The organism is Polaromonas sp. P1_F2 (assembly GCF_056405735.1).
In genome coordinates, this window is the sequence record NZ_JBFUBN010000009.1 from 95,535 (window position 1) to 115,016 (window position 19,482).

General features: G+C 64.2%; 20 protein-coding genes. 4 read left to right on the top strand and 16 right to left on the bottom strand.

The annotated features are described in order from the left end of the window. Positions 1 to 57: 57 nt before the first annotated feature. From AC1D0O_RS17835 to AC1D0O_RS17845, 3 genes are all read right to left on the bottom strand, one after another. Positions 58 to 294, bottom strand: coding sequence for a hypothetical protein (locus AC1D0O_RS17835; protein ID WP_436153857.1), 237 nt, complete (start codon positions 292 to 294; stop codon positions 58 to 60). Between the two features lie 89 nt (positions 295 to 383). Continuing rightward, the gene (gene petA / locus AC1D0O_RS17840; RefSeq protein WP_477654838.1) at positions 384 to 992 is read right to left on the bottom strand and encodes a ubiquinol-cytochrome c reductase iron-sulfur subunit; all 609 of its coding nucleotides are present in this window, start codon (positions 990 to 992) and stop codon (positions 384 to 386) included. Positions 993 to 1,026: 34 nt separating this feature from the next. Beyond that, a complete protein-coding gene (locus tag AC1D0O_RS17845; protein WP_477654839.1) occupies positions 1,027 to 1,488 on the bottom strand; it encodes a carboxypeptidase regulatory-like domain-containing protein in 462 nt (153 codons plus the stop codon). A gap of 222 nt (positions 1,489 to 1,710) precedes the next feature. On the opposite strand from AC1D0O_RS17845, the gene AC1D0O_RS17850 reads away from it, so the two are divergent. Next, complete coding sequence (locus tag AC1D0O_RS17850) at positions 1,711 to 2,373, top strand: alpha/beta hydrolase (protein ID WP_477654840.1); 663 nt, start codon at positions 1,711 to 1,713, stop codon at positions 2,371 to 2,373. A 13-nt stretch (positions 2,374 to 2,386) separates the two neighbouring features. On the opposite strand, the gene AC1D0O_RS17855 is transcribed toward AC1D0O_RS17850, so the two are convergent. The 8 genes from AC1D0O_RS17855 to AC1D0O_RS17890 all read right to left on the bottom strand — a co-directional run bounded on the left by AC1D0O_RS17855 (position 2,387) and on the right by AC1D0O_RS17890 (position 11,731). Further along, the gene (locus AC1D0O_RS17855) at positions 2,387 to 3,667 is read right to left on the bottom strand and encodes an MFS transporter (RefSeq protein ID WP_477654841.1); all 1,281 of its coding nucleotides are present in this window, start codon (positions 3,665 to 3,667) and stop codon (positions 2,387 to 2,389) included. Between the two features lie 90 nt (positions 3,668 to 3,757). Further along, positions 3,758 to 4,237 (bottom strand): type IV pilin protein, encoded by a 480-nt coding sequence (locus AC1D0O_RS17860; RefSeq protein WP_477654842.1) that lies wholly within the window; start codon positions 4,235 to 4,237, stop codon positions 3,758 to 3,760. 31 nt (positions 4,238 to 4,268) lie between these two features. Beyond that, positions 4,269 to 7,922 (bottom strand): pilus assembly protein, encoded by a 3,654-nt coding sequence (locus AC1D0O_RS17865; protein WP_477654843.1) that lies wholly within the window; start codon positions 7,920 to 7,922, stop codon positions 4,269 to 4,271. 29 nt (positions 7,923 to 7,951) lie between these two features. Further along, complete coding sequence (locus AC1D0O_RS17870; RefSeq protein ID WP_477654844.1) at positions 7,952 to 8,491, bottom strand: pilus assembly PilX family protein; 540 nt, start codon at positions 8,489 to 8,491, stop codon at positions 7,952 to 7,954. Continuing rightward, positions 8,488 to 9,390: a PilW family protein gene (locus tag AC1D0O_RS17875; RefSeq protein WP_477654845.1), complete on the bottom strand. Its 903-nt coding sequence runs from the start codon at positions 9,388 to 9,390 to the stop codon at positions 8,488 to 8,490. Before AC1D0O_RS17875 ends, AC1D0O_RS17870 begins: the two co-directional genes overlap by 4 nt. Then, the gene (gene pilV, locus AC1D0O_RS17880; RefSeq protein ID WP_477654846.1) at positions 9,387 to 9,977 is read right to left on the bottom strand and encodes a type IV pilus modification protein PilV; all 591 of its coding nucleotides are present in this window, start codon (positions 9,975 to 9,977) and stop codon (positions 9,387 to 9,389) included. Before pilV ends, AC1D0O_RS17875 begins: the two co-directional genes overlap by 4 nt. Next, positions 9,965 to 10,660, bottom strand: a complete 696-nt coding sequence (locus AC1D0O_RS17885; RefSeq protein ID WP_477654847.1) for a GspH/FimT family pseudopilin — start codon at positions 10,658 to 10,660, stop codon at positions 9,965 to 9,967. Before AC1D0O_RS17885 ends, pilV begins: the two co-directional genes overlap by 13 nt. 306 nt (positions 10,661 to 10,966) lie before the next feature. Beyond that, positions 10,967 to 11,731 carry a hypothetical protein gene (locus tag AC1D0O_RS17890; RefSeq protein ID WP_477654848.1) on the bottom strand — a complete coding sequence of 255 codons (765 nt, stop codon included), beginning with the start codon at positions 11,729 to 11,731 and terminating at the stop codon, positions 10,967 to 10,969. Between the two features lie 358 nt (positions 11,732 to 12,089). On the opposite strand from AC1D0O_RS17890, the gene gshA reads away from it, so the two are divergent. Both gshA and AC1D0O_RS17900 read left to right on the top strand, forming a co-directional pair. After that, complete coding sequence (gshA, locus tag AC1D0O_RS17895; protein ID WP_477654849.1) at positions 12,090 to 13,661, top strand: glutamate--cysteine ligase; 1,572 nt, start codon at positions 12,090 to 12,092, stop codon at positions 13,659 to 13,661. 75 nt (positions 13,662 to 13,736) lie between these two features. Then, entirely contained in the window at positions 13,737 to 14,753 is a 1,017-nt protein-coding gene (locus tag AC1D0O_RS17900; RefSeq protein WP_477654850.1) for a LysR family transcriptional regulator, read from the top strand. Here AC1D0O_RS17900 and AC1D0O_RS17905 read toward each other — a convergent pair. The 3 genes from AC1D0O_RS17905 to AC1D0O_RS17915 form a co-directional block, all read right to left on the bottom strand. Next, positions 14,634 to 15,368: an SDR family oxidoreductase gene (locus AC1D0O_RS17905; protein ID WP_477654851.1), complete on the bottom strand. Its 735-nt coding sequence runs from the start codon at positions 15,366 to 15,368 to the stop codon at positions 14,634 to 14,636. The two genes, AC1D0O_RS17900 and AC1D0O_RS17905, sit on opposite strands and share 120 nt — an antisense overlap. Before the next feature lie 146 nt (positions 15,369 to 15,514). Further along, the gene (locus AC1D0O_RS17910; protein WP_477654852.1) at positions 15,515 to 15,733 is read right to left on the bottom strand and encodes an oxidoreductase-like domain-containing protein; all 219 of its coding nucleotides are present in this window, start codon (positions 15,731 to 15,733) and stop codon (positions 15,515 to 15,517) included. Positions 15,734 to 15,760: 27 nt separating this feature from the next. Beyond that, positions 15,761 to 16,036, bottom strand: a complete 276-nt coding sequence (locus AC1D0O_RS17915; protein WP_477654853.1) for a hypothetical protein — start codon at positions 16,034 to 16,036, stop codon at positions 15,761 to 15,763. A gap of 262 nt (positions 16,037 to 16,298) precedes the next feature. Between AC1D0O_RS17915 and AC1D0O_RS17920 the strand changes: the two genes are divergently transcribed. Then, complete coding sequence (locus tag AC1D0O_RS17920) at positions 16,299 to 17,168, top strand: MipA/OmpV family protein (RefSeq protein ID WP_477654854.1); 870 nt, start codon at positions 16,299 to 16,301, stop codon at positions 17,166 to 17,168. Between the two features lie 147 nt (positions 17,169 to 17,315). Here AC1D0O_RS17920 and AC1D0O_RS17925 read toward each other — a convergent pair whose 3' ends face one another. Together AC1D0O_RS17925 and AC1D0O_RS17930 are read right to left on the bottom strand one after the other, a co-directional pair. Further along, positions 17,316 to 18,737, bottom strand: a complete 1,422-nt coding sequence (locus AC1D0O_RS17925) for an ATP-binding protein (protein ID WP_477654855.1) — start codon at positions 18,735 to 18,737, stop codon at positions 17,316 to 17,318. After that, entirely contained in the window at positions 18,734 to 19,399 is a 666-nt protein-coding gene (locus tag AC1D0O_RS17930) for a response regulator transcription factor (protein WP_477654856.1), read from the bottom strand. The genes AC1D0O_RS17925 and AC1D0O_RS17930 overlap by 4 nt, the downstream gene beginning before the upstream one ends. Positions 19,400 to 19,482 lie beyond the last annotated feature (83 nt).

Here is a 19,482-nt window from a genome sequence, read left to right on the forward strand (position 1 = left end):
GTCGGCAGGGGAATTATCGGGGGCGCCGCCATGGACGCCCATGCCGTGAACAGGTTCTTAGATCCCGAGAATCTTCTTGGCGCCGCCCAGCGCCTTCATGGAGTCGTCGTGCTTGCCTTCCTTGTGGAACTTCTCGCCGTCGGCGCGCAGTTCCTTGACCTTGCTCATGTCGGCGGGCGACAGCTTGGGATTGGTCATCAGCTTGGCGTCTATGGCCTTCATCTCGTTGGGACAGTTGTGGGCAAAAGCCAGTGAGGAAGTGGCAAGCGCCACGGCGGCAATGATGAGCTTCATGCGAATCTCCAGGCTGCGTCAGAAGATGCTGACGCCAGATACTAGCAAGCCGTGGGACTGCTCACAAGGGCAGTTGCCCGCAGCGCCGGCTAGCCAATCTGCAGTTGGGAATCGCCAATGAAACGGTAGTCGGGAATTTCCAGGTTGGTCGGTGCCGGCACGTTCTTCACCACGCGGCCGGCCAGGTCGAATCGGGATCCGTGGCAAGGGCAAAAAAATCCGCCGGGCGCATGCAGCTCGGCATTCAGCGCGCTGTCGTCCAGGCGCAGGGTCGGGGAGCAGCCCAGGTGCGTGCACACCCCCACCGCCACCAGGACTTCCGGGCGCTCGGAGCGGGTCGGGTTGGCGCACGATTTCGGTTGCTCGGAGCGCTTGGACTGCGGGTCCGCCAATGCCGGGTTGGACTGTTGCAGCGCGCGCACCATGTCCTCGCTGCGGCGCATCAGCCAGACGGGTTTGCCGCGCCAGGCGACGGTGCGCAGCTCGCCCGTCGCCAAGGTGGAAATATCCACCAGCACCGGGCCGCCTTCGGCCCGCGCCGCTTCAGAGGGCGCAAGGCTGGCGGCGAAGGGGTAGGCCGCGGCCAGCAGGCCGGCGCCGGCGGCGATGCCGGTTGCGGCCGCCAGCAGGTGCCGCCGCTCAGCGTCCTGCAGGCTGCCGTCGTCAATGGCTCGTATCAGTTCGGTGAGCGTGCGCATGGTTTGCTTTTCAGTGCTGTCCGATCCGGCGTGTTTACGGCCTGGTTTTATCCGCGCCCGCGGCCCAGAGAAACACTTCCCTGGAGGATTGACCCGCCTTCACGTCCACTTTCCGGTGCAGGGTCTGGCCGGCCAGTGTGGCCTCCACGGCATAACTGCCCGGTGCCAGCCGCGCCAGCAGGAAGGGGCCTTCGGATGTGGCTTGAAGAACTTCCTGCCCCCGGGCGTCGCGTATCCGCACCTTCACGTCAGCGGCGAAGTCGGCGCGCTGCCTGTCCTGGATGGCGAATTCAAGCACCAGCGGCCATTGCCCGCTGGCCTTGCGGATCGCCGCCGATTCGTCGGCGCCTATGCCGCCGCTTAAATATTCAACCGGGCCGCTGGTCTGCACCGGCGGCAAGGGCGCGCCGGCCTGGGCCAGCACAGCGCCCGTTACGAGGGTCACCAGCGCGCCGAAGACGGCCGCAGAGGTGGCCTTGTGTGTCAAAGTTTTCATTTCAACAGGCTCCTTCCGCAAAAAGGGTCATCACACCGTATCAGGCTTTGCGCGCCGGGTGTTCCATGCCGCTGGAAACCATTGTTCGCGGGTCGGCTTAGGCCGGCCTTAAGCGAAAAAAGGGCTCGGGAAGACGCGCCTAAAATCCCGACTGGTTTGTTTGCAGCCGCAAGCCCGCCGTGTTCAAACCTCATGCTCCTTAAATCACCTGGACCCGCACCCATGTCCCTCGAAGTCATTGAAGCCCAGACCGGCGACAAGCCCACCGCCACCATCCTCATCATGCACGGCCTGGGGGCCGACGGGCGCGACTTCCTGCCGATCGCCGAGCAGCTCAATCTCTCCAGCGTGGGTGATGTGCGTTTCCTGTTCCCGAGCGCGCCGTCCATCCCCGTCACCATCAATGGCGGCTACGTCATGCCGGCCTGGTACGACCTGCTGGGCGCCGACCTCGTGACCCGGCAGGACGAGGCCGGGCTGCGAAAATCGCAGGCCGACATCGAGGCGCTGATCGCACATGAAACATCGCGCGGCATCCTCGCCCATCGCATCGTGATCGCGGGCTTCTCGCAAGGCTGCGCCATGGCGCTGATGACGGGCCTGCGTCACGGCGAGCGCCTCGCCGGCATTGCGGGGCTTTCGGGTTACCTGCCGCTGGCCGACAAGACCGCCGGCGAGCGCAGCGCCGCCAACCAGGATGTGCCGATTTTCCTGGCCCACGGCTCGCGCGACGGCGTGGTCGTGCTGCCGCGCGCCACCGCCACGCGCGATGCGCTCACGGCCATGGGCTATCCCGTCGAATGGCATGAGTACGCGATGGAGCACTCGGTGTGCCCGCAGGAGATCGTCGACCTCGAGAAGTGGTTGCTAAGGGTCCTGGCTTAAGACGGACAAACGCTCAGGCCGGCTGCGCGCCTCGCGCATCCCGCGCCATGCGCCGAACCCGCCACAGCAGGAAGAAGGCGATGCTGAAGTTCAGCAGGTTCCAGGCCACGCCGTTCATAAAAGCCGCGTGGTAGGAGCCGGTCAGGTCGAACACCTTGCCCGACATCCAGCCGCCCAGCGCCATGCCCAGCAGGGACGCCATGATCACCGTGCCCACGCGCGCGCCGGCCTCGGCGGGCTCGAAGTATTCGCGCACGATGATGGCGTAAGCCGGCACGAGGCCGCCCTGGAACAGGCCGAACAGCGCGGCGATGACGTAAAGCGACACCAGCCCGTCGAAGGGCAAAAACAGCAGCAGCGCGATGCCTTGCAGCACCGAGCCCAGCATCAGCGTGCGCAGCCCGCCTATGCGGTCGCAGATCGCGCCGGACACCAGGCGGCTGACCACGCCGCAGGCCAGCATCAGCGAAAGCATCTCGGCGCCGCGCGCCGCGCCGTAGCCCAGGTCGGTGCAGTACGACACGATGTGCACCTGCGGCATGGCCATGGCCACGCAGCAGGCCACGCCGGCCACGCACAGCAGTGTTTGCGCCGAGCCGGGCGTCAGGCCGAAAGGCATGCTGCTGGTCGTGGCCGCCACGGCGCTGTTGCCAACGCTGGAGGCCACAGCCACTGGTGGGCGCTTGCGCATCAGCAAGGCCAGCGAGGCCATGGCCACAAAGCTGAACAGGCCCAGGCCCAGGTAGGTGTGCCGCCAGCCCACGCTTTCCACGAAGTGCTGCACGATAGGCGGCCAGATCGCACCACCCAGGTAGTTGCCGCTGGCGCACACCGCCACAGCGAAGCCGCGGCGGCGCACAAACCACAGGGAGGTGTCGGCCAGCAGCGGCGCGAAGGTGGCGGCCGAACCGAGAAAGCCGATCAGCAGGCCGTGCGCCAGCGAGAACATCCACACATTGCTGGCCATGGCCGCCAACGCAAAACCCAGGCCCAGCCCGCACGCGCCAATCAGCAGGGGCACCATCACGCCGAAGCGGTCGGCCAGGCGCCCCATCATCACGCCGCCCACGCCGAAACCGATCATCAGCAAGGTATAGGGAATGGACGCATCGGCGCGCGAAACGCCGAACTCGGCCTGCACCGCGGGCAACACCACGGCCACCACATACATGCCGCAAGCGCCCACTGTCATGATGGCCAGCGTGACCATCAGCCGCATCACGGCATAGCGGGAGTCGACGAGGGAAGAGGGGGCCTGGGAGGATGCGTTTGTAGAGGCGGGTAGGGGGCTCATTGGCGCTAGGGTACACCAGCCACCGATGCGCTGCAGGAAGGCTAGCCTAGGCTTTCCCTTATACCCCGGCGGAAGCCGGAAGCCGTGGTTTCAGCGCCAGCATTCCGCGATCAATGCGGCGCTGGGTGAAACAGCGGTCAGGCCTTTCGCGCCCGCCTGCGTGATCGTGAAGCCGCCGCATTTGTCGTTGGTCATGGCCCGGCCTGCCAGGGGCGTCATGACCAGCGCGAAGGTGCTTGTTGTGGCGGCGCTGGGGTTGGTGCCGGTGGTCACCAATTCGTATAGCTGCGTCCCCTCGGCAGGCGAGCGCAGAAATCCGGGCGGCATGATGGACCAGACCGAGGCGCCGTTGCGATCCTGGTCATAGCGGTCGTTGGCGGAGTAGAAGCGCTGCATGTACTGGGCGGCCTGCAGCAGTTGCGCGCGAGCGGCGGCCCGGTGCCCGCGCGCGACATAAGTGGAGTGGGTCGGCATAGCGACTGCGGCGAGTATGCCGACGATGGCGACCACGATCATCAGTTCGATGAGTGTGAATCCGGTGCAGGTGAGCAATTTGATTGAGGAGGACATGGTGAAATTTCCGTATCAACCGGGTGTGCGGTCAGTTGGCACGGGGGAAGATCTGGCGCCAGGACCGGGTGACGACAGGTCGTGAACCGACCCGTGCGTCCTGGGAGCCCGACGAACTCTGTATCTGGATCCGGTCAGGAGTGACCACTGGTACGCTTGTTTGATTGTTGCCACTGCTGCTGTTGCCGCCACCAATGCTGCCGCTGGTGCTGGTGCTGAAAGCAAGCGTAAGAAGAACAACATCCGAACCATCGGCAAGCGATGTATAGGCACAGACGTTCGCGTCGTTCACGTCGATATTTCCGTCGGCGTTGGTGTCGAAGGTTCCGCCGCGGCGGCAGGTGCCTGTCAGGGGGTTGACAAGGAAGCTCAAAGCCTTGCTGGATGACGCCTGGCAGCTCAAGGCCGCGGGCGCAGGCACTATGGTGTCAATTTTGACAACTTCGCCGTACATCTGGATCGGGTAGATCCCCCTTTGACCGCTAAACACATCGAGATTTAACTTCCAGCCGCGCCGCCTGGACCAGTCAATGCGGGTGACCGACGGATCGGCGTAAGCCACCGAGTAAAAACTGACCGGGCCGGCGTTGAGGGTGCTGCCGGCGCTCGGGGCAATGCCTGTCTTGACCTCAACGGCCTGCATTTGTTCAAGGTCGCCGTCTTCAATGTTTTTGATGTTTTTGTATTTTTCTCCGGCCAGGGGGCCAAAAGGTTTTTTGTCCCACAGGCCATAGGCGGCCTGTACAGGTATGGTGCTTGCAGGATCGCCTGCTTCAAACAGCTTGCCGGTCACCACAGTCACCAGATAGCTCGACAGGTAGTCGGATTGATCGCGCCGCTCCACCACCGCCGGCTGCGCCGTGATCGGCAAGGCTTTGCCTCTGTTCTGCGCGGTGAACAAGGCGCTACCGTCATTGCTCAGTTTCCATTCGTCGGGTGTTGCGCCGCTGAGGTCGAACTTCCACACCCGGCCCTGAAGGTCGCCCGCATAGGCGCCTATGATTTGCTGCCCGCCGTTGAGCACCAGGCGCACGCCGCCCAGGCCGTTGCCGGAGATGCTGTCGGTTTTGATTTCTTTCAGGAGTTTTCCGGAACCCGTCTCGACGATGAACAGGCTGGCCTGGCCGGACTTGCTGTCATAACCGTTGCCGAAGATGCTGACCCAGTGGCCGCTTTTGGTGATGCCGCTTTGCACGGCGCTCAAAACATAGCCCAGTTCCTGGAACGAGTTTGCCGCATTTCCGGGTAGCACTGGGAATGCCGGGTCGGGGTTGATTTCCCACAATACCGACTTGCCATCCATTGTCAGTGGCTTTGTAACATCCAGGGCAAAGACGGCTTTGGCGCCCGCGCCGGCCGTACCCACCAACAGGTTTTTCCATCCGGGTGTCGCGCCCGCGGCCACATAGGCATCTACCTCATTCAAAGGGCCATCCACCAGGTAGGTGTGGGCGTAGGTGACGCTGGCCAGTGACTCCATCTTTCCCAGCACCGAATGAGGCACATAGGCAAACAGTTCACGGCCGTTGCTTTCGGCGAACGCGTGCAGCATACCGTCGTTGGCGCCTACGAAGAGCACGCCCTCCTTGCGCGCGGCCTTGGTGTCCAGGTAATTCTTGTAGCTCTCCAGTCCTGGCGTGCCTGCCGGAAGTTTTTCATATTTCGGGTTGGTATTGTTTTTGATGAACACAGGGGACGAATTGACGATGTCGCCCAGCACTGCCGCGCGCCGTCTGAATGCTTTGCCTGCCTGGGTCTGGTCGCCACGCAGGAAGTTCACGAGGTCGGCATTCACCGCGGAGCTCAGCTGCAGTTTGCTGTTACCGCCTTTGAGCCTGTTGCCGGCCAGATCGATGTTGGCGTAAGTGAACTCAATCGCCTGCCTGGCCGCATCGGCCCACACAAAAATCTTTCGGTCCGAAAACGAGGGCAAGGTGGTTTTGCCGGTGGGTTGGCCGCCGTTGGCAGTTTCAATCACCTGCCATTCGACAGTTCCGTCCGGCTTGACCTTTTGCAGGTTGCCCCACCAGGTACCGTTGTTGTAGAGCGGGACAAACTTCCGGGTGCCCGTGTCGAGCACCATACCCGATGCGGCTATCCCGGATTCGGAAAGGTTCTGCCCCGCGATCTGGTTGATGATTTTGCTGATGCCTTGCTTGAACTGCTCCGCATCGGTGACCGTCAGAAAATCGCCTCCGCCGTTGTGTGCCGCATGGCGAAGGTCGTCAATGGTGGAAAACTGGTTGGGTGTGGGCGCTGGCCAATCCCGCTCTCCGGCCTTGGCTTTTGCCACTTCCTCATCCGACATGGCGCCATAAGCGCCGAAGCTGACGGTGTAAGTGGTCATGTTTTGCCAGAACGGTGGACTGTTGGCGCCGCCGGGACCGGCGTTGTTCTCAAGGCCCGGCTGAAGGTCGGTGGCCCAGTATTTCAGTGCTACATCGGCCAGGGTGCCGCTGGTGCTGGCGTCATTGACGTTTGCACCCCGGATGCCGGGGGTGCCGTCCGTCCTGTCGGATTTTCCCTTGTTGCGTGGGTCTATTTTGTCCCCGGGCTTGTATCGGTATGTTTTCCCCGTGGTGGTATGGGTCAGCTCGGGGAAGTCCGTTTTTCCGTCGGCATCGTCAATGCCCGGTGGAAGATCGGAGGCGGGGTTTGGATTCTCCGGGGTGGGTGACGGATTGTTCCAGTAGCCATCCGTGATCAACAGCGTGTAGGAACGCCGGCACGCCAGATGAGCGCTCGTGTCAGGCGGAGTCACCCACGGCCTGGCCCCCCAGGGACCGTTGTCGTCCGCGTTCTGGTAATACTTTCCGGCACGGTCCAGCGCGGACCGCAGCGGCGTTTCTCTTCCCCAGGTGCGACTGTCCAGCCAGTCAAAAAACTGGCTTTTAACCACGCCAAAGTCGGTCATGGTGGTGAGGGGTGGCGGTGTGTAAAGATCGGCATAAGCGAGGCGGAAATTGTCGAGCTGGCTTGCGAAGGCCGCCGACAGGCCGGTTTTTGCCGCGAAGAGGCGTCTCCTGTGGAACACACGCCAGTTGGCAATGTTCTGGCGTTCTTCGACCAGTGTGCAGGGATCGCCGGCGCAGTCGGTGCGGCTGCCGTTGTGTTTTCCAAAGGGGTTGCTCGCACCCAGATCCACACCGTTTGATTTGAAGCCGCTTTTGGTGACCTCCTGGCTGTTGTAGTTGGCTTCTGTCCGTAATTCTCTGAGTGTGGGGCTGGCTTTGTCTTTGAGCTTTTTCTTCGGCTGGTAAATCTTCACAACCTCCGCATCACCCACGGTCGCGTTCTTCACGCGCTCTCCTTTCTCGTAGCCTGGGCCGTAGGTGGTCAGGGGGTTGTAATACAAGCGGTTGTTAAACGGGGAGTACAGGAATTCCCACTCAAAAAACGAAGAAGAACCCAAGGGGACCCCGTAGAGCTTGTAGTACCAGAGATCGTCGTCCCAGAGACAGACGAGATCCTTGACATGTTCCTTGTTCATCGCTTGCGCCACATGCCAGGCGAAGACACAGTTCCGGCTCATGGAGCCCGAGGTGTCCATGACCAGGGCAATATTGGGCTTGACGCTGGTGGTCCTGTTCAGCAGTGGTTCCTGCGCCACTTCGGCCTGCGTGTAATTCGTCGCGAGAAGCGCCGCCGTGCAGCTTGCAAGTGCGCGCCAGAGGAAAGACGGCACGTGCGGTTTCTTTCCGCATGGGTGGCGCTTCATTGGATGGTGACGACGGACTGAAGCCATATCTCGGTACCTTTTGGTGGGTTTGCGTTTGTTTTGACATCGGGCCCGAAGCCGCGCGCCGTGGTCACGAACACGTTGTCGTCGGCGGGGCTCATGTATTGCGACATGCATTCAGGCGCACGAAAAAAATACGCGGCGCTGCCCGTGTCGCCCGCCGCTGCGATGGGGACTCCGCGGAGGCTGGGAGATACGCGGGGGCCGTCCCAGTTGCCCATGCTCTCCCAGGTGTAGGGAACGCCTACGGGTGCCGTCTCGGGGGCGAACCCGGCAGCAGGATTGGCCGCGTTGGCCTGCACCTGCTGTTCGCAAAATCGCAGCGCGGCTTCGGCCGCCTGCTGGGCCAGCTCTTTTAGGCGGCTCTGGTTGGCGACCTGCTCGGTGGACGAGGCGCCGCGTATCGATATGGTGGACAGGATGGACAGCAGCGCCAGCATGATGAGTGCAATGACCAGCACAATGCCTTGTTGCGCCTGGCGCTTCCCAAAGAGGATGAGACCCGGGCCTATCATGAATAACCCACGCCGTGGTTGCGCAAAAGCACGGTGGTGCGGTAGGCGCGTCGCAACTTGCCGTCGGTAATGGTGACCCTGGTGCCGCCGCAGTCCGGGTAGCTGGGTTTTGCGCTTGAGCTGCCCAGGTCCGACAGCACGATGTTTTCGCTGGCGACCACGATGCAGATCTGCGCCGCGACCACCTTGTTCCAGCGATCCTGCAGGGAAAGCGCGGCCAAGCCGGGATACCCCGAGGGGTTGTTGATTTCGCCGGCCGACAAGTAGCCTTTGACGTCGAGGTTGTCGTCGGCGGCTGGGTCGGCCACTGCAAAGTTCGCTGTCAAGCTTTCGATGTTTTCGGCGATGGCCTGCGATGCGCCGAGGTCGCTGCTGCCGCGGCATCTCAGCGCGCGGCCTTCAACATAGAGGCGTGCCTGCATGACGTAAAAGCCGGAACCCGGCGAGACGGTCACACCGCTGCCTATGCAGTCCATGGGCTCGCCCGTAGTGGTATTTTTGCCGCTGCTGAGGTCGCTCTCGTAGACCACGGCCAGCGCAAAGCTGCCTCCGGCATTGCATGTCAGGTCATCGACCAGGACATTTGCGGGGTTCGAAAACCCCGTGTCGCAGGCACGCAAGCCCCAATTGCCTTGCCCGAGGTCATTTCTCGAGCCGGCGGTGTCGCGCCGGGGGTTGTAGCCTGCCAGGCGCATTTCGTGGGTGATGACGGCCAATGCGATCTGGGCGTCTTCATTCATCTGGCCCTGTGCCTGGGCATTGCGCAGGGCCTGGTCGCCGCCCAGGTACATGATCACCAGCGCGCAGATGATGACCAGCCCCAGCATCATGGAGATCAGCAATTCAATCAGGCCGACACCGGCCTGCCGTTTCGGGCCACCACTGGACGGCGGCCTCATAGCTGCACCTTCATGTAAAAACAGCGGGGCAGGGGGGTCAAGGCCTTTGCGTCGGCGGGGCAGTTGTCGGAGTGGAGTTCCGCGGACTGGGCGGTGCCGCCCGCCGTTCGGGTGTTGTCAAAAACTGCGGCCTCCTCCCAGAGAATCCAGAGGTCTGCCTGTGTTGTGCTGCCTGCGGGGCGGACCAGTTCGACGCCGCCCCCGGGCAGCGCTTCGCGTACACGGCTGCGGAAGGTCGCGATGTCCCTGGCAACCAGGGTATCCGTTGTGCAATTGGGGAACGTGCACAGTGCGCTCGTGACGACGGGCAGGACGGCATTGGGAAGCATGTTGATTCCGTCATACTTTTTTGTTGCGAGGCCGTTCGGGTTAAGCCTGATGCGTTCCGCGAGCTCGCCGGCGAGGGCGCTGGCGATAGCGCGGTTGGCCGCGTTTTTTTGCGCCGCAAGCGAATAGACCTGCATACCGGCCAGCGCCAGCATTCCGAAGGACAACAGCAGCATGGCTACCAGGACTTCGAGGAGGGAGGCGCCGCGTTGCGCGTGAGGCAGGCAAGGCCGCAGCGGGGTTGAGTTCAAGTCGGGCATTGGACGCCTCCCGTGTAGGCTTTGAGGCGACCCACGATGTTCAGGCACAGGGTGCGGGTCTGGGGTGTGTTGGCGACGCTCGAGTCGCCATGCGCCTGCACTAGCCACCGGCCCATGAGGCCGACTGCGCGGCCAGTGGCGTTGTAGGTGAGATAGTTGCGGTCATTGCGGGGGACTCCGGCGTTGTTCAGTGCCAGAAAGCTGCCAAGGCCCGTGAACGGCTCTTGGACCCGGACGACGGTGTCGGTTCCCCCGTCAAATGCGCCGTCGCCGTCCTCGTCGACAAAAACCACCCAGCCTTCCATCCAGCCACCGACGGCGGCCCCGTCGCCGCTGGAGCAGGTGGGGGTGGCGGCCATCGGGTTGGCGCTTCTGCAGATCGTGACGCTCTTTCCGCGCCGCATGGCTTCGCCGCGCGCATAACGTGTGTCGGCGATAAAGGCATTGACGGCGCTGGAGACGGAGGCGCTGGCGATCAGGCCGCGGAAAGAGGGAATCGCGAAGCTCGCAAAAATCGCGATGATGGCCATGACGACCAGCAGCTCGGTGAGCGTGAATCCTTGCAGTTGCGGTGGCGTCGCATGGCCGGGCAGCCGGCTTTTGGCTGGCCTGGGCCCATTGCGGGGATTTTGTGGCCCCTGCGCTGCATGGAACACGGTGGCGTCCCGGCGTTGAAAATTCATGGCGGCTTCTCGAACGGTTTTTTGAACCCCTAAACCGTACTTGAGGCCATCGCATTGATGCGGCGCAATTGTCCGCAGCCGAACTTTGATTGTCGGATTAGTGCAGCGAAACCTTGAAAAATGGACCTCTGTGTTTATGCGCACTGCGCTTTTCGTGCACGCGCGGCGGCTTCGGGCGCCCGCGCCGAGTTTCGCGAGCGGCCTTCTAAAGCCGTTTATTGCAGGGGAGTGCCACGCCGGCGCTTGCCGCGTGCCTCAATACGGCCGGGGCATCTGCTTTTAGCAGGAGGTTTTGAAGCAGTCGCCTTACAGCGGCGAAGGCTGCGTGGCTTCGTAGCCGACCGGCGCGGGGTTGCCATCCGCCCGCATGCCCAGTTCCTGGTCGCGGATACGGAAGAGGCGCTCGAGGTCTTTCATGGCGTCGCTGTCAGGGGCTGCGGGTGCCCGCTGGGCGGCTGCCTCGGCGGATGCGGCCGCTGAGCTGTGCTCAGCCTGCGGCGCCTGGGCCTGGCCCAGTGACGCGAGGATGGGGGCTGCGGCGGCTGCCGCGGTGGCCGCGCTCATGGGTTCGAACAATGGAGCGATGGGCTGGACAAGGGGCTGGGCGGGGCGGACCGGCCGGACTGGGGGGACGACCGGATCGGCCCAAAAGGATTTGTCGGGCATGCTGCGGTGCGGGCAGGTTTGCGCCACGTCCAGCTGCCATGAAATGCCGTGCAGCCACTGGCTGGCCTGCGGCTCAAAGCGGGTGATCTCGACCATGAGCGCGTTCTGGAATGCGAAGGCGTAGTTCATCAGGCGGTCGTCCCATTCCCGCACGACCAGTCGCACATACATGCCCGGTCCCCTGCTGCGGCTGTTCACCAGCAGCATCTGGCAGTCGATCCAGCGCGGCGGAATGCCGTATTTGCGCAGCGCGTCGCGCAGCAGTACCTGCACCAGCTGGCGGCGCGTGGCGTTGTCCGAACCGTCTTCAATGGTCAGCGGGTTGTCCCGGCTGGAAGCGGGCGGGCGTTTGGCCGGGGTCCCATGAGGTGACCCGCCAAACAGTTTGGTTATCAATTTTTTCATTTTTGGTGCGGCTCCTCGCAGTTTGACCTCAACTCTTCCCTCGAAAAACCGATGGGTTTGGAAGCGTATGAAGTGAAAACAGAGGTGTTACTGAATGTTTTTTATCGTCGTCCAGCTTGACTGACAAGTCAAGGAAGTTTCAACAACTCGGCGGGAAGGCGTCGCTCGCTTTCCACATCCAAATGGCTAAAGTGTGTATTTGTGCCCGAAACGGAGATGCATGGCCGAAATCCGGCCGGGCTGCCGGCCGGGCCGCCAGACCCCACCCGGCCTGTGCTGGCAAGCCTGCCCGTGCCAGCGTAAAGCGGCGGGCTGTGATAACTTCCACGCCAATTCAAGAACCTGGGGGAATGACGATATGACCAAGTTGCAGGCGCCTGCGGGCGCGCTACAGGGCCGCCTGAAAGCGCTCACCCCCGCCCGGCTCAAGGGCATGCGCCGCGGCATCGAGAAGGAAAGCCTGCGCGCCCAGCCCGGCGGCGGCCTGGCCCTCACGCCGCATCCCGCCGCCCTGGGTTCGGCCCTCACGCACCCGACCATCACCACCGATTTCAGCGAGTCGCAGGTGGAACTGGTCACCGGCGCGCACAAAAGCCCCGAAGCCACGCTGCAGGAGCTCACGCAGCTGCACCAGTTCACTTACAGCACCATGAAGGCGCTGGGCGATGAAATGCTGTGGGTCTCCAGCATGCCCTGCGGCCTGCCGACCGACGAAACCATCCCGATCGCGCGTTTCGGCTCGTCCAACGTCGGGCGCGCCAAAAGCGTCTACCGCATGGGCCTGTCGCATCGCTACGGGCGGCGCATGCAGACGATTTCAGGCATCCACTACAACTGGTCGCTGCCCGACGTGAGCAGCGAACAGTACTTCGCGCTGATCCGCAACTTCCGCCGCCAGGCGTTTTTGCTGCTCTACCTGTTCGGCGCCTCGCCCGCCGTGTGTTCGAGCTTTGTCGCCGGCCGCCAGCACGAGCTGCAAACCCTGAGCGACAGCACCATGTACATGCCGCACGGCACCTCGCTGCGCATGGGGCGGCTGGGCTACCAGAGCGATGCGCAGGCCTCGCTGGCAGTGAGCTACAACAGCCTGGACGGCTACGGCGCCTCGCTGCAGGACGCGCTGACCCGGCCTTACCCGGCCTACGAGGCCGTCGGCATCCGCAACCCGGGCGGCGACTACAACCAACTGGCCACTACGCTGCTGCAGATCGAAAACGAGTTCTACGGCACCATCCGCCCGAAGCGCGTCATCCATCCCGGCGAGCGCCCGCTGCATGCGCTGCGCGAGCGCGGTGTCGAATACATCGAAGTGCGCCTGATGGACCTGGACCCGTTCGAGCCGGTCGGCATCAACGCGCAGACCATGCGTTTCCTCGATGTGTTCCTGCTGCACTGCCTGCTCAGCGACAGCCCGAAGGACACGCCGCAGGAAATCGCCGAGCTCAAGCACAACCAGCACCAGACGGCGGCGCGCGGCCGCGAACCCGGGCTCAAGCTCAAGCGCGGCGGGCAGGAAGTCACGCTGACCGGCTGGGGCGCCGAGGTGCTTGCCCAGTGCGCGCCCATCGCCGCAGCCCTGGATGCCGCGCACGGCGGCACGCAATACAGCGACACATTGACCGCCGCCAGCGCCGCCTTGCTCGACCCCTCCACCTTGCCCTCGGCCCGCGTGCTGGCGGCCATGGCCGGCAAGCATGACAACTCCTTCGTCAAGTTTGCGCGTGCGCAGTCCCTGCAAACGCAGGCCCTGCTGCAGGCCCAGCCCCTGGGCGCGGAGGAGCTTGCCCACTTTGCCGTGGTGACCGAGGAATCCATCCAGGCGCAAAAGAAGATCGAAGCCTCGGACACCATGCCCTTCGAGATTTACCGGCAGCAATATGTCTCGGCCGAGCGCCTGGGCATGCCGGGCCGCGAGGCCGTGGCGATCTGATTAGGCTTCGGAGCGGTGCGGCCGGATGGCGTCCATGATGGTTGCTGAGAAACCGCCTTTGCGACGGAAGTTGCCATGTTCCAGCTTAGACAGTTAAGGACATTCGTCGCCGCGGCCGAAACGCTGAGCTTCACCCGCGCGGCGGAGCGGGTGCATCTGACGCAGCCCAGCGTGACCGAGCAGATCCGCGCGCTGGAAGATGCCGTCGGGCGCCCCCTGTTCGCCAGGCAACGCAACGCGCTGGCGCTGACGGATGCCGGCGGCAAACTCCTGGCGCGGGCACGCGAACTGCTGGCCATGGCGGATGACACCCTTCACGCGGTGAAGGGCGATGCAGCAGCCACCGCGGCGAGCCTCACACTGGTCGCGCCGGAGACGCTCACCCTTACGGTTTTTACGCCGGTCATGGCCGATTACGCCCAACGCTACCCCAATGTCAGCTTGACGCTCCTGACCCGGAACTCGGCGGACACCCTGTCAACAGTCAGGGACGGTTTGGCGGACCTCGGCCTGCTGCATGGGTTGCCCACGCACACCGCCTCATTGACCAGCGAGGTTCTCAGCCGCGACGAGCCGGTGCTGGTCGTGCCGTCGGGGAGCTCCTTGTCCGGGCGCCAAAGCGTCTCCATCCACGATTTCGCTGAAGAGAGGCTGGGTGCGACAGCGCCGGGTTGTACCTACCGTGCTTACCTGGAAGCGCTGTTGCCATCAGGCCGGGACATGCCCGGTATCAGCTTTGAAGCGGAAAGCGTTAGGAGCCTGATCGGCATGGTGGCCGCCGGGCTCGGCGTTTGCGTGCTGCCGCGACTGGCCTTCAGAAGCGCATTGCCCGGCCCCGGTGTCAGGGCTGTGCGCCTGGACGGTGCCATGCGGGACCTGCCGGTGTGTCTGGTCAGGCCCGCCGGGGCGCATCGGCGCGAGCCTCTTCACGTGTCGGCCTTCGCCCGGATGTTGCGGGCGCGGACACCGGGGCTAGACCAGGCGATGCCCACCGTCGACATGCAGCACGGTCCCCGTGGTGTAGCCGTTGCCCAGCAGGAAGACCATGGCGTGGGCGATGTCCTCGGGTGTGCCGACACGCCCCACAGGTAGGCGCTGCGCCATCGCGGCCAGCATGTGGTCGGCGTCAGGGCCGGCAACGTCTTCCCAGATCGGCGTTCGAACCCACCCCGGAGAAACCGCATTGACCCGGATGGGCGCGAGTTCAACCGCCATCGCGCGCACAACGCCTTCAAGGGCCGCGTTGATCGCCGCGACCGCAATGCCTTTGGGCCTGGGGCGGTACGCCGCGATGCCGGACACGAAAGTCATCGATCCTTGCGCCGGCAACCGGGGTGACGCGTATTTGGCCAGCAGGATAGGGGCCAGGATTTTTGAATTCATGGCGCGCTCCAGCGCACTTCGCTCCAGCGATTGCAGCATGACGTAAGAGCCGCTGATATCGGCGGCGGTGCAGACCAGGTGGTCCAGGCGGCCGATCCGCTCGAACAGGGCTTGCACCTCCTGCTCGGAGGTCACGTCGGCCTGTTGAAGTTGCGGTGTTCCGTGGGCCTGCAGGTGCTCGCGCGCCGCTTCCAGCTTGGCAAGCGATCTTCCGACTACCGTGACCGCCGCGCCCTGGGTCAGGAGTTCCTGACCCAGGGCCAGGCCCATCCCCGAGTTGCCCCCGACGACCACAACATGACTGCCCCTCAATGATGTATCCACTTTGATCCTGTAAAGGTGGTTGAACAGGATGCCGATGGTGCGGGCGATCCGCAGCCGGCTCAAGCAGGAAGTTTCGATGAGGGTATTGGAATCTCCTATGCGGGAGCACTTTGCGGGGGCGCTCGCGAAGGGCCCACCAGGAACTGTCAGGTTTCAGCCTGATCCGCCAGCTTTAACAGCGCCTCTTCGCGCCAGTAGTCCACGGCCTCATACCAGCCCTCCCACACGCAGCCGTTGCAGCCGCGGCCGCAACAGCTGTCTGGCTCGGAAGGTGGTTGGCGCAGCGTGATGCCGGCGGCGGCTGCGCGCTGCTGTAGCGCGGCAAACATCGCCAGCGCGGCGTCGCGGTCGGTGTTGTCCGGCATCGGCCCGGGGAAATGTCGAGCCTTGGGTCAGGCCTTGGCAGGTGCCGCCATGCGCCGGCGGGCGTAGAGGCCGATGAAGGCGCAGCCCAGCACCAGCGCGAACCAGCCCACCAGCGAGGACTTGGCGACGATGCCCTGCATGCCCGGCGAACTGATGAAGTAGGGCGAGACCAGCACGCCCAGGCCTATCAGCACGCAGAGGACGCCTTTGATCATCAGTTCGTTATTGGCCTTGAGGGCGGAAGCGGCCAGGCGGCGTGCGGGAATTACGGGTTTTTGCTCGGGGGCTGAGGGCAGGGGCATGAGTGGCTCGATAAGGGGTGGATTGCAGGGCGCTTGCGGTGGGCCCTGGTGTGTGTTCCGGCGGATCTGGCAGATTTGGCGCCGCGATGCCCCGATTGTCCTTCATCACGCCGGACGTGGATGTAACAGGCCCATGACCCGCGGCGAGGCCGGCTTGCCTGGCCAAGGCGGCCGTGCTTAACGATTTCTTAATAGCGCTAAGAAGTCCTTAAATTCGCGTCGGCATGATTTGCTTCAACTTAACCACCTGGAGAAACTGAAGATGACCCATCGCCCATTGCGACCCCTCGCCAAATCCGCAGCGACCCGCGCCAAGCCCGTCGTGAAGCCAACGGCCGCCCGGCCCGGCGGGGCAGCGGCCAAAGCCTCGCTCCCGCTGTTTTCGCTTTTCTTGCTGGCGGCCTTCGCGCAGCCAGCCGGCGCCCAGCAGCAAGCCGTACAGGGCCAGACGACCGAGGAGGCCTCTTCCTGGGGCCTGGGTGTGGGCGTGGGCGTGGAGCGCAAGCCCTATCGCGACTTTGACAACAAGACCAGGCTGCTTCCGCTGCTGACCTATGAAAGCAAATGGATCAGCCTTTCCGGCCTCTCCGCCGACCTGAAGCTGCCCTCGGCCGGACCGGTGTCCTTCCGCCTGCGTGCGCGGTATTCGATGGAAGGCTACGAAGCTTCCGATTCACCCTTCCTGGCCGGCATGGACGAGCGCAAGGACGGCATCTGGCTGGGCGGCGCGGCGATCTGGCGCAACGAGGTCGCCAACCTCTCGGCCGAGCTGCTGGGCGACGCCTCGGGCAACAGCAAGGGCACGAAGCTCAAGCTGACCGTGGACCGCCGCTTCCAGGCCGGCAGCTTCGACATCACGCCGCGCCTGTCCGCGACCCGGCTCGACGACAAATACGTGTCTTACTACTACGGCGTCAACGCCGCCGAAGTGCGTGCCGGCCGGCCCTTCTACCAGGGCAGCTCGGCCGTCAATCTGGAGGCCGGGCTGCGTGTGGGTTATGCGATCGCGCCGCGGCAGAGTGTCTTTCTGGACCTGAGCACCACCAAACTCGGTTCCAGCATCAAGGACAGCCCGCTGGTCGACAAATCCAGCCAGAGCGGGGTGCGCGTGGGCTACTTGTACCGTTTCTGAGAGCAGCTCTAAATTCCGCAGGGCCTTTATCGGGCCGAGGCCCTGCACCTCAACTTGGAGGTCCGCAGTACGAAGGAGTCATGAAGCATGCAAACCCACACGCTCTACCTTGTGAAGAAAATTGCCTGGCGTGGCTGGATACGAACGCTAAGCCGGTTGCGCAGGCGCCACGCCATCCCCACCTGAGCCGGCGGTTGCTGCCGGCAGCGGAAACAGAATCCGCACGCTGAAGCCCTTGCCGTCCAGCCCGGTCCCGGTCTCGATGGCGGCCTCGTGCAGCTGCGCGATGCCGGCCACCAGCGACAGGCCTATGCCGCTGCCGCGGCCGCCGTTGCCCGCGACGCGGTGGAAGCGCCGGAAGATCGCCTGGTGCTCGGCTTCGGGCACGCCCGGGCCGTCATCGGCCACCTCCAGGCAGATCCGGCGTTTGCCGGCTTCTTCCCGGTAGCCGCAGCTGATTCTTACGCGACCGCCCTCGGGTGTGTAGCGCAGCGCGTTGTCCAGCAGGTTGCGCAGCAGGATGCCGATCTCGTCGACGTCGCATTCAATCGGGCAGGGCGTCAGCGCCAGGATGATGGCGCGGCGCTGCTGCTGCGCCTGCATGTCGAACTCCTGGCTCACGTACAGGATGAGTTCGCTGAGGTCGGCCGGGCTTTTCTGCGGCGCGTTCACGCCCGCGTCCATGCGCGCCAGGTCCAGTAACTGGTCGGACAGGCGCGTGCTGCGTTCAACCACTGCCAGCAGCTTGACGAGGGCGGCATCCTTGCCGGCCAGCGTGGCGGCGCGCAGGGCCACCTGGGCCTGCGCCTGCAGCGCCGACAGCGGCGTGCGCAGTTCATGGGCCGCGTCGCCGATAAAGCGGCGCTCGCCCTGCATGGCCTGGTCCAGCTGGTCCAGCAGGTGGTTGAAGGACTTGACCAGCGGGCGGATCTCGGTGGGCAACTGCGCCACCGGCAGCGGTGTGAGGTCGAACTTGCGGCGGCTGCGCACGGCCGCTTCCAGCGCCGTCAGGGGGCGCAGCGACTTGCCAACCGCGAACCACATCAGCAGGCCCGCCACGGTCAGCAGCAGTGTCGTCAGGCCCATCATCGCAAAGATCTTGTGGCGTATTTCCTGGTCGATCACGCTGTGCCGCACGGCCACCTGCACGCTGACCTCCCCGGTGCTGTCGGACACCGAGAAGATGCGCCAGCGCTCGCCGTTGACGGCGGCGCTGGTAAAACCGTCCTTGAAGGACGGCAGCAGCGGGACGCGCGGCGAATCCGGCGCCCGCACGATCAGCTCCTTGCGGTTCGTCCAGACCTGGAAGGTCAGGTTGACGTCGCGCGGTATGTTCTCGTCACGCAATTGCAGGCCGTGGCTGAAGGAGGGTTTGAGCTTCGCGCCGCTGGGAATGGCCATCAGTATCTTGGTGCCTATGGCCTGCAGCTTGCTGTCCCAATGGCTTCCCTGGCCGCGCAGGGTGTACACCAGCAGCACGCTGAGCGCGACCGCCCAGCACAGCGTGATGGCCAGGCCCAGCACCGCCAGCACGCGGCCCTTGAGCGACGCGGCGAAGCGGCACTTCACGGCTTGGCCTCGCCGATCATGTAACCCTGGCCGTGCACGGTGGTGATCAGGTGCTCGCCCAGCTTGCGGCGCAGCTGGTGGATGAACACGGCGATCGTGTTGCTTTCAATCGCCGAGGTGCTGCCGTAGACCACGTCTTCCAGGTGGTCGCGCGTGACCACATGGCCGGGGCGCTCCAGCAGCGCCAGCAGCGTGCGGTATTCGTGCGCGCTCAGGGCCACGCGCGCGCCGGCCCTCGTCACCGCGCGTTTGCTGCGGTCCAGGCTGATGTCGCCGTAGGTGTGCACCGGCACCACCTTGCCCTGGCTGCGGCGTATCACGGCGCGCACCCGCGCCCAGAGTTCGTCGACCTGGAAGGGCTTGACGAGGTAGTCGTCGGCGCCCGCGTCCAGCCCCAGGATGCGCTCGCTGAGCTGGCCGCGCGCCGTCAGGATCAGCACCGGCGTCACGTCGTAGCGGCCGCGCAGGGCCCGCAGCACCGTCAGGCCCGAATCGCCGGGCAGTCCCAGGTCCAGCAGCACGGCCTCATAGACATGGTCGACCAGCGCCAGGCGGGCGGCCATGGCGTCGCCGACGTGGTCCACCGTCCAGGCGATCTGGCGCGCGGCGTCACATACGGCTTCAGCCAGCATCGCGTCGTCTTCTACCAGCAGCAGGTGCACGGAAAATCCTCTATCGGGGTTCGCTTGGGAGTGGGGCGGGGCCGTGGGCGGCAGGCACTGATCGTGCCGAGGGCCGATTAATC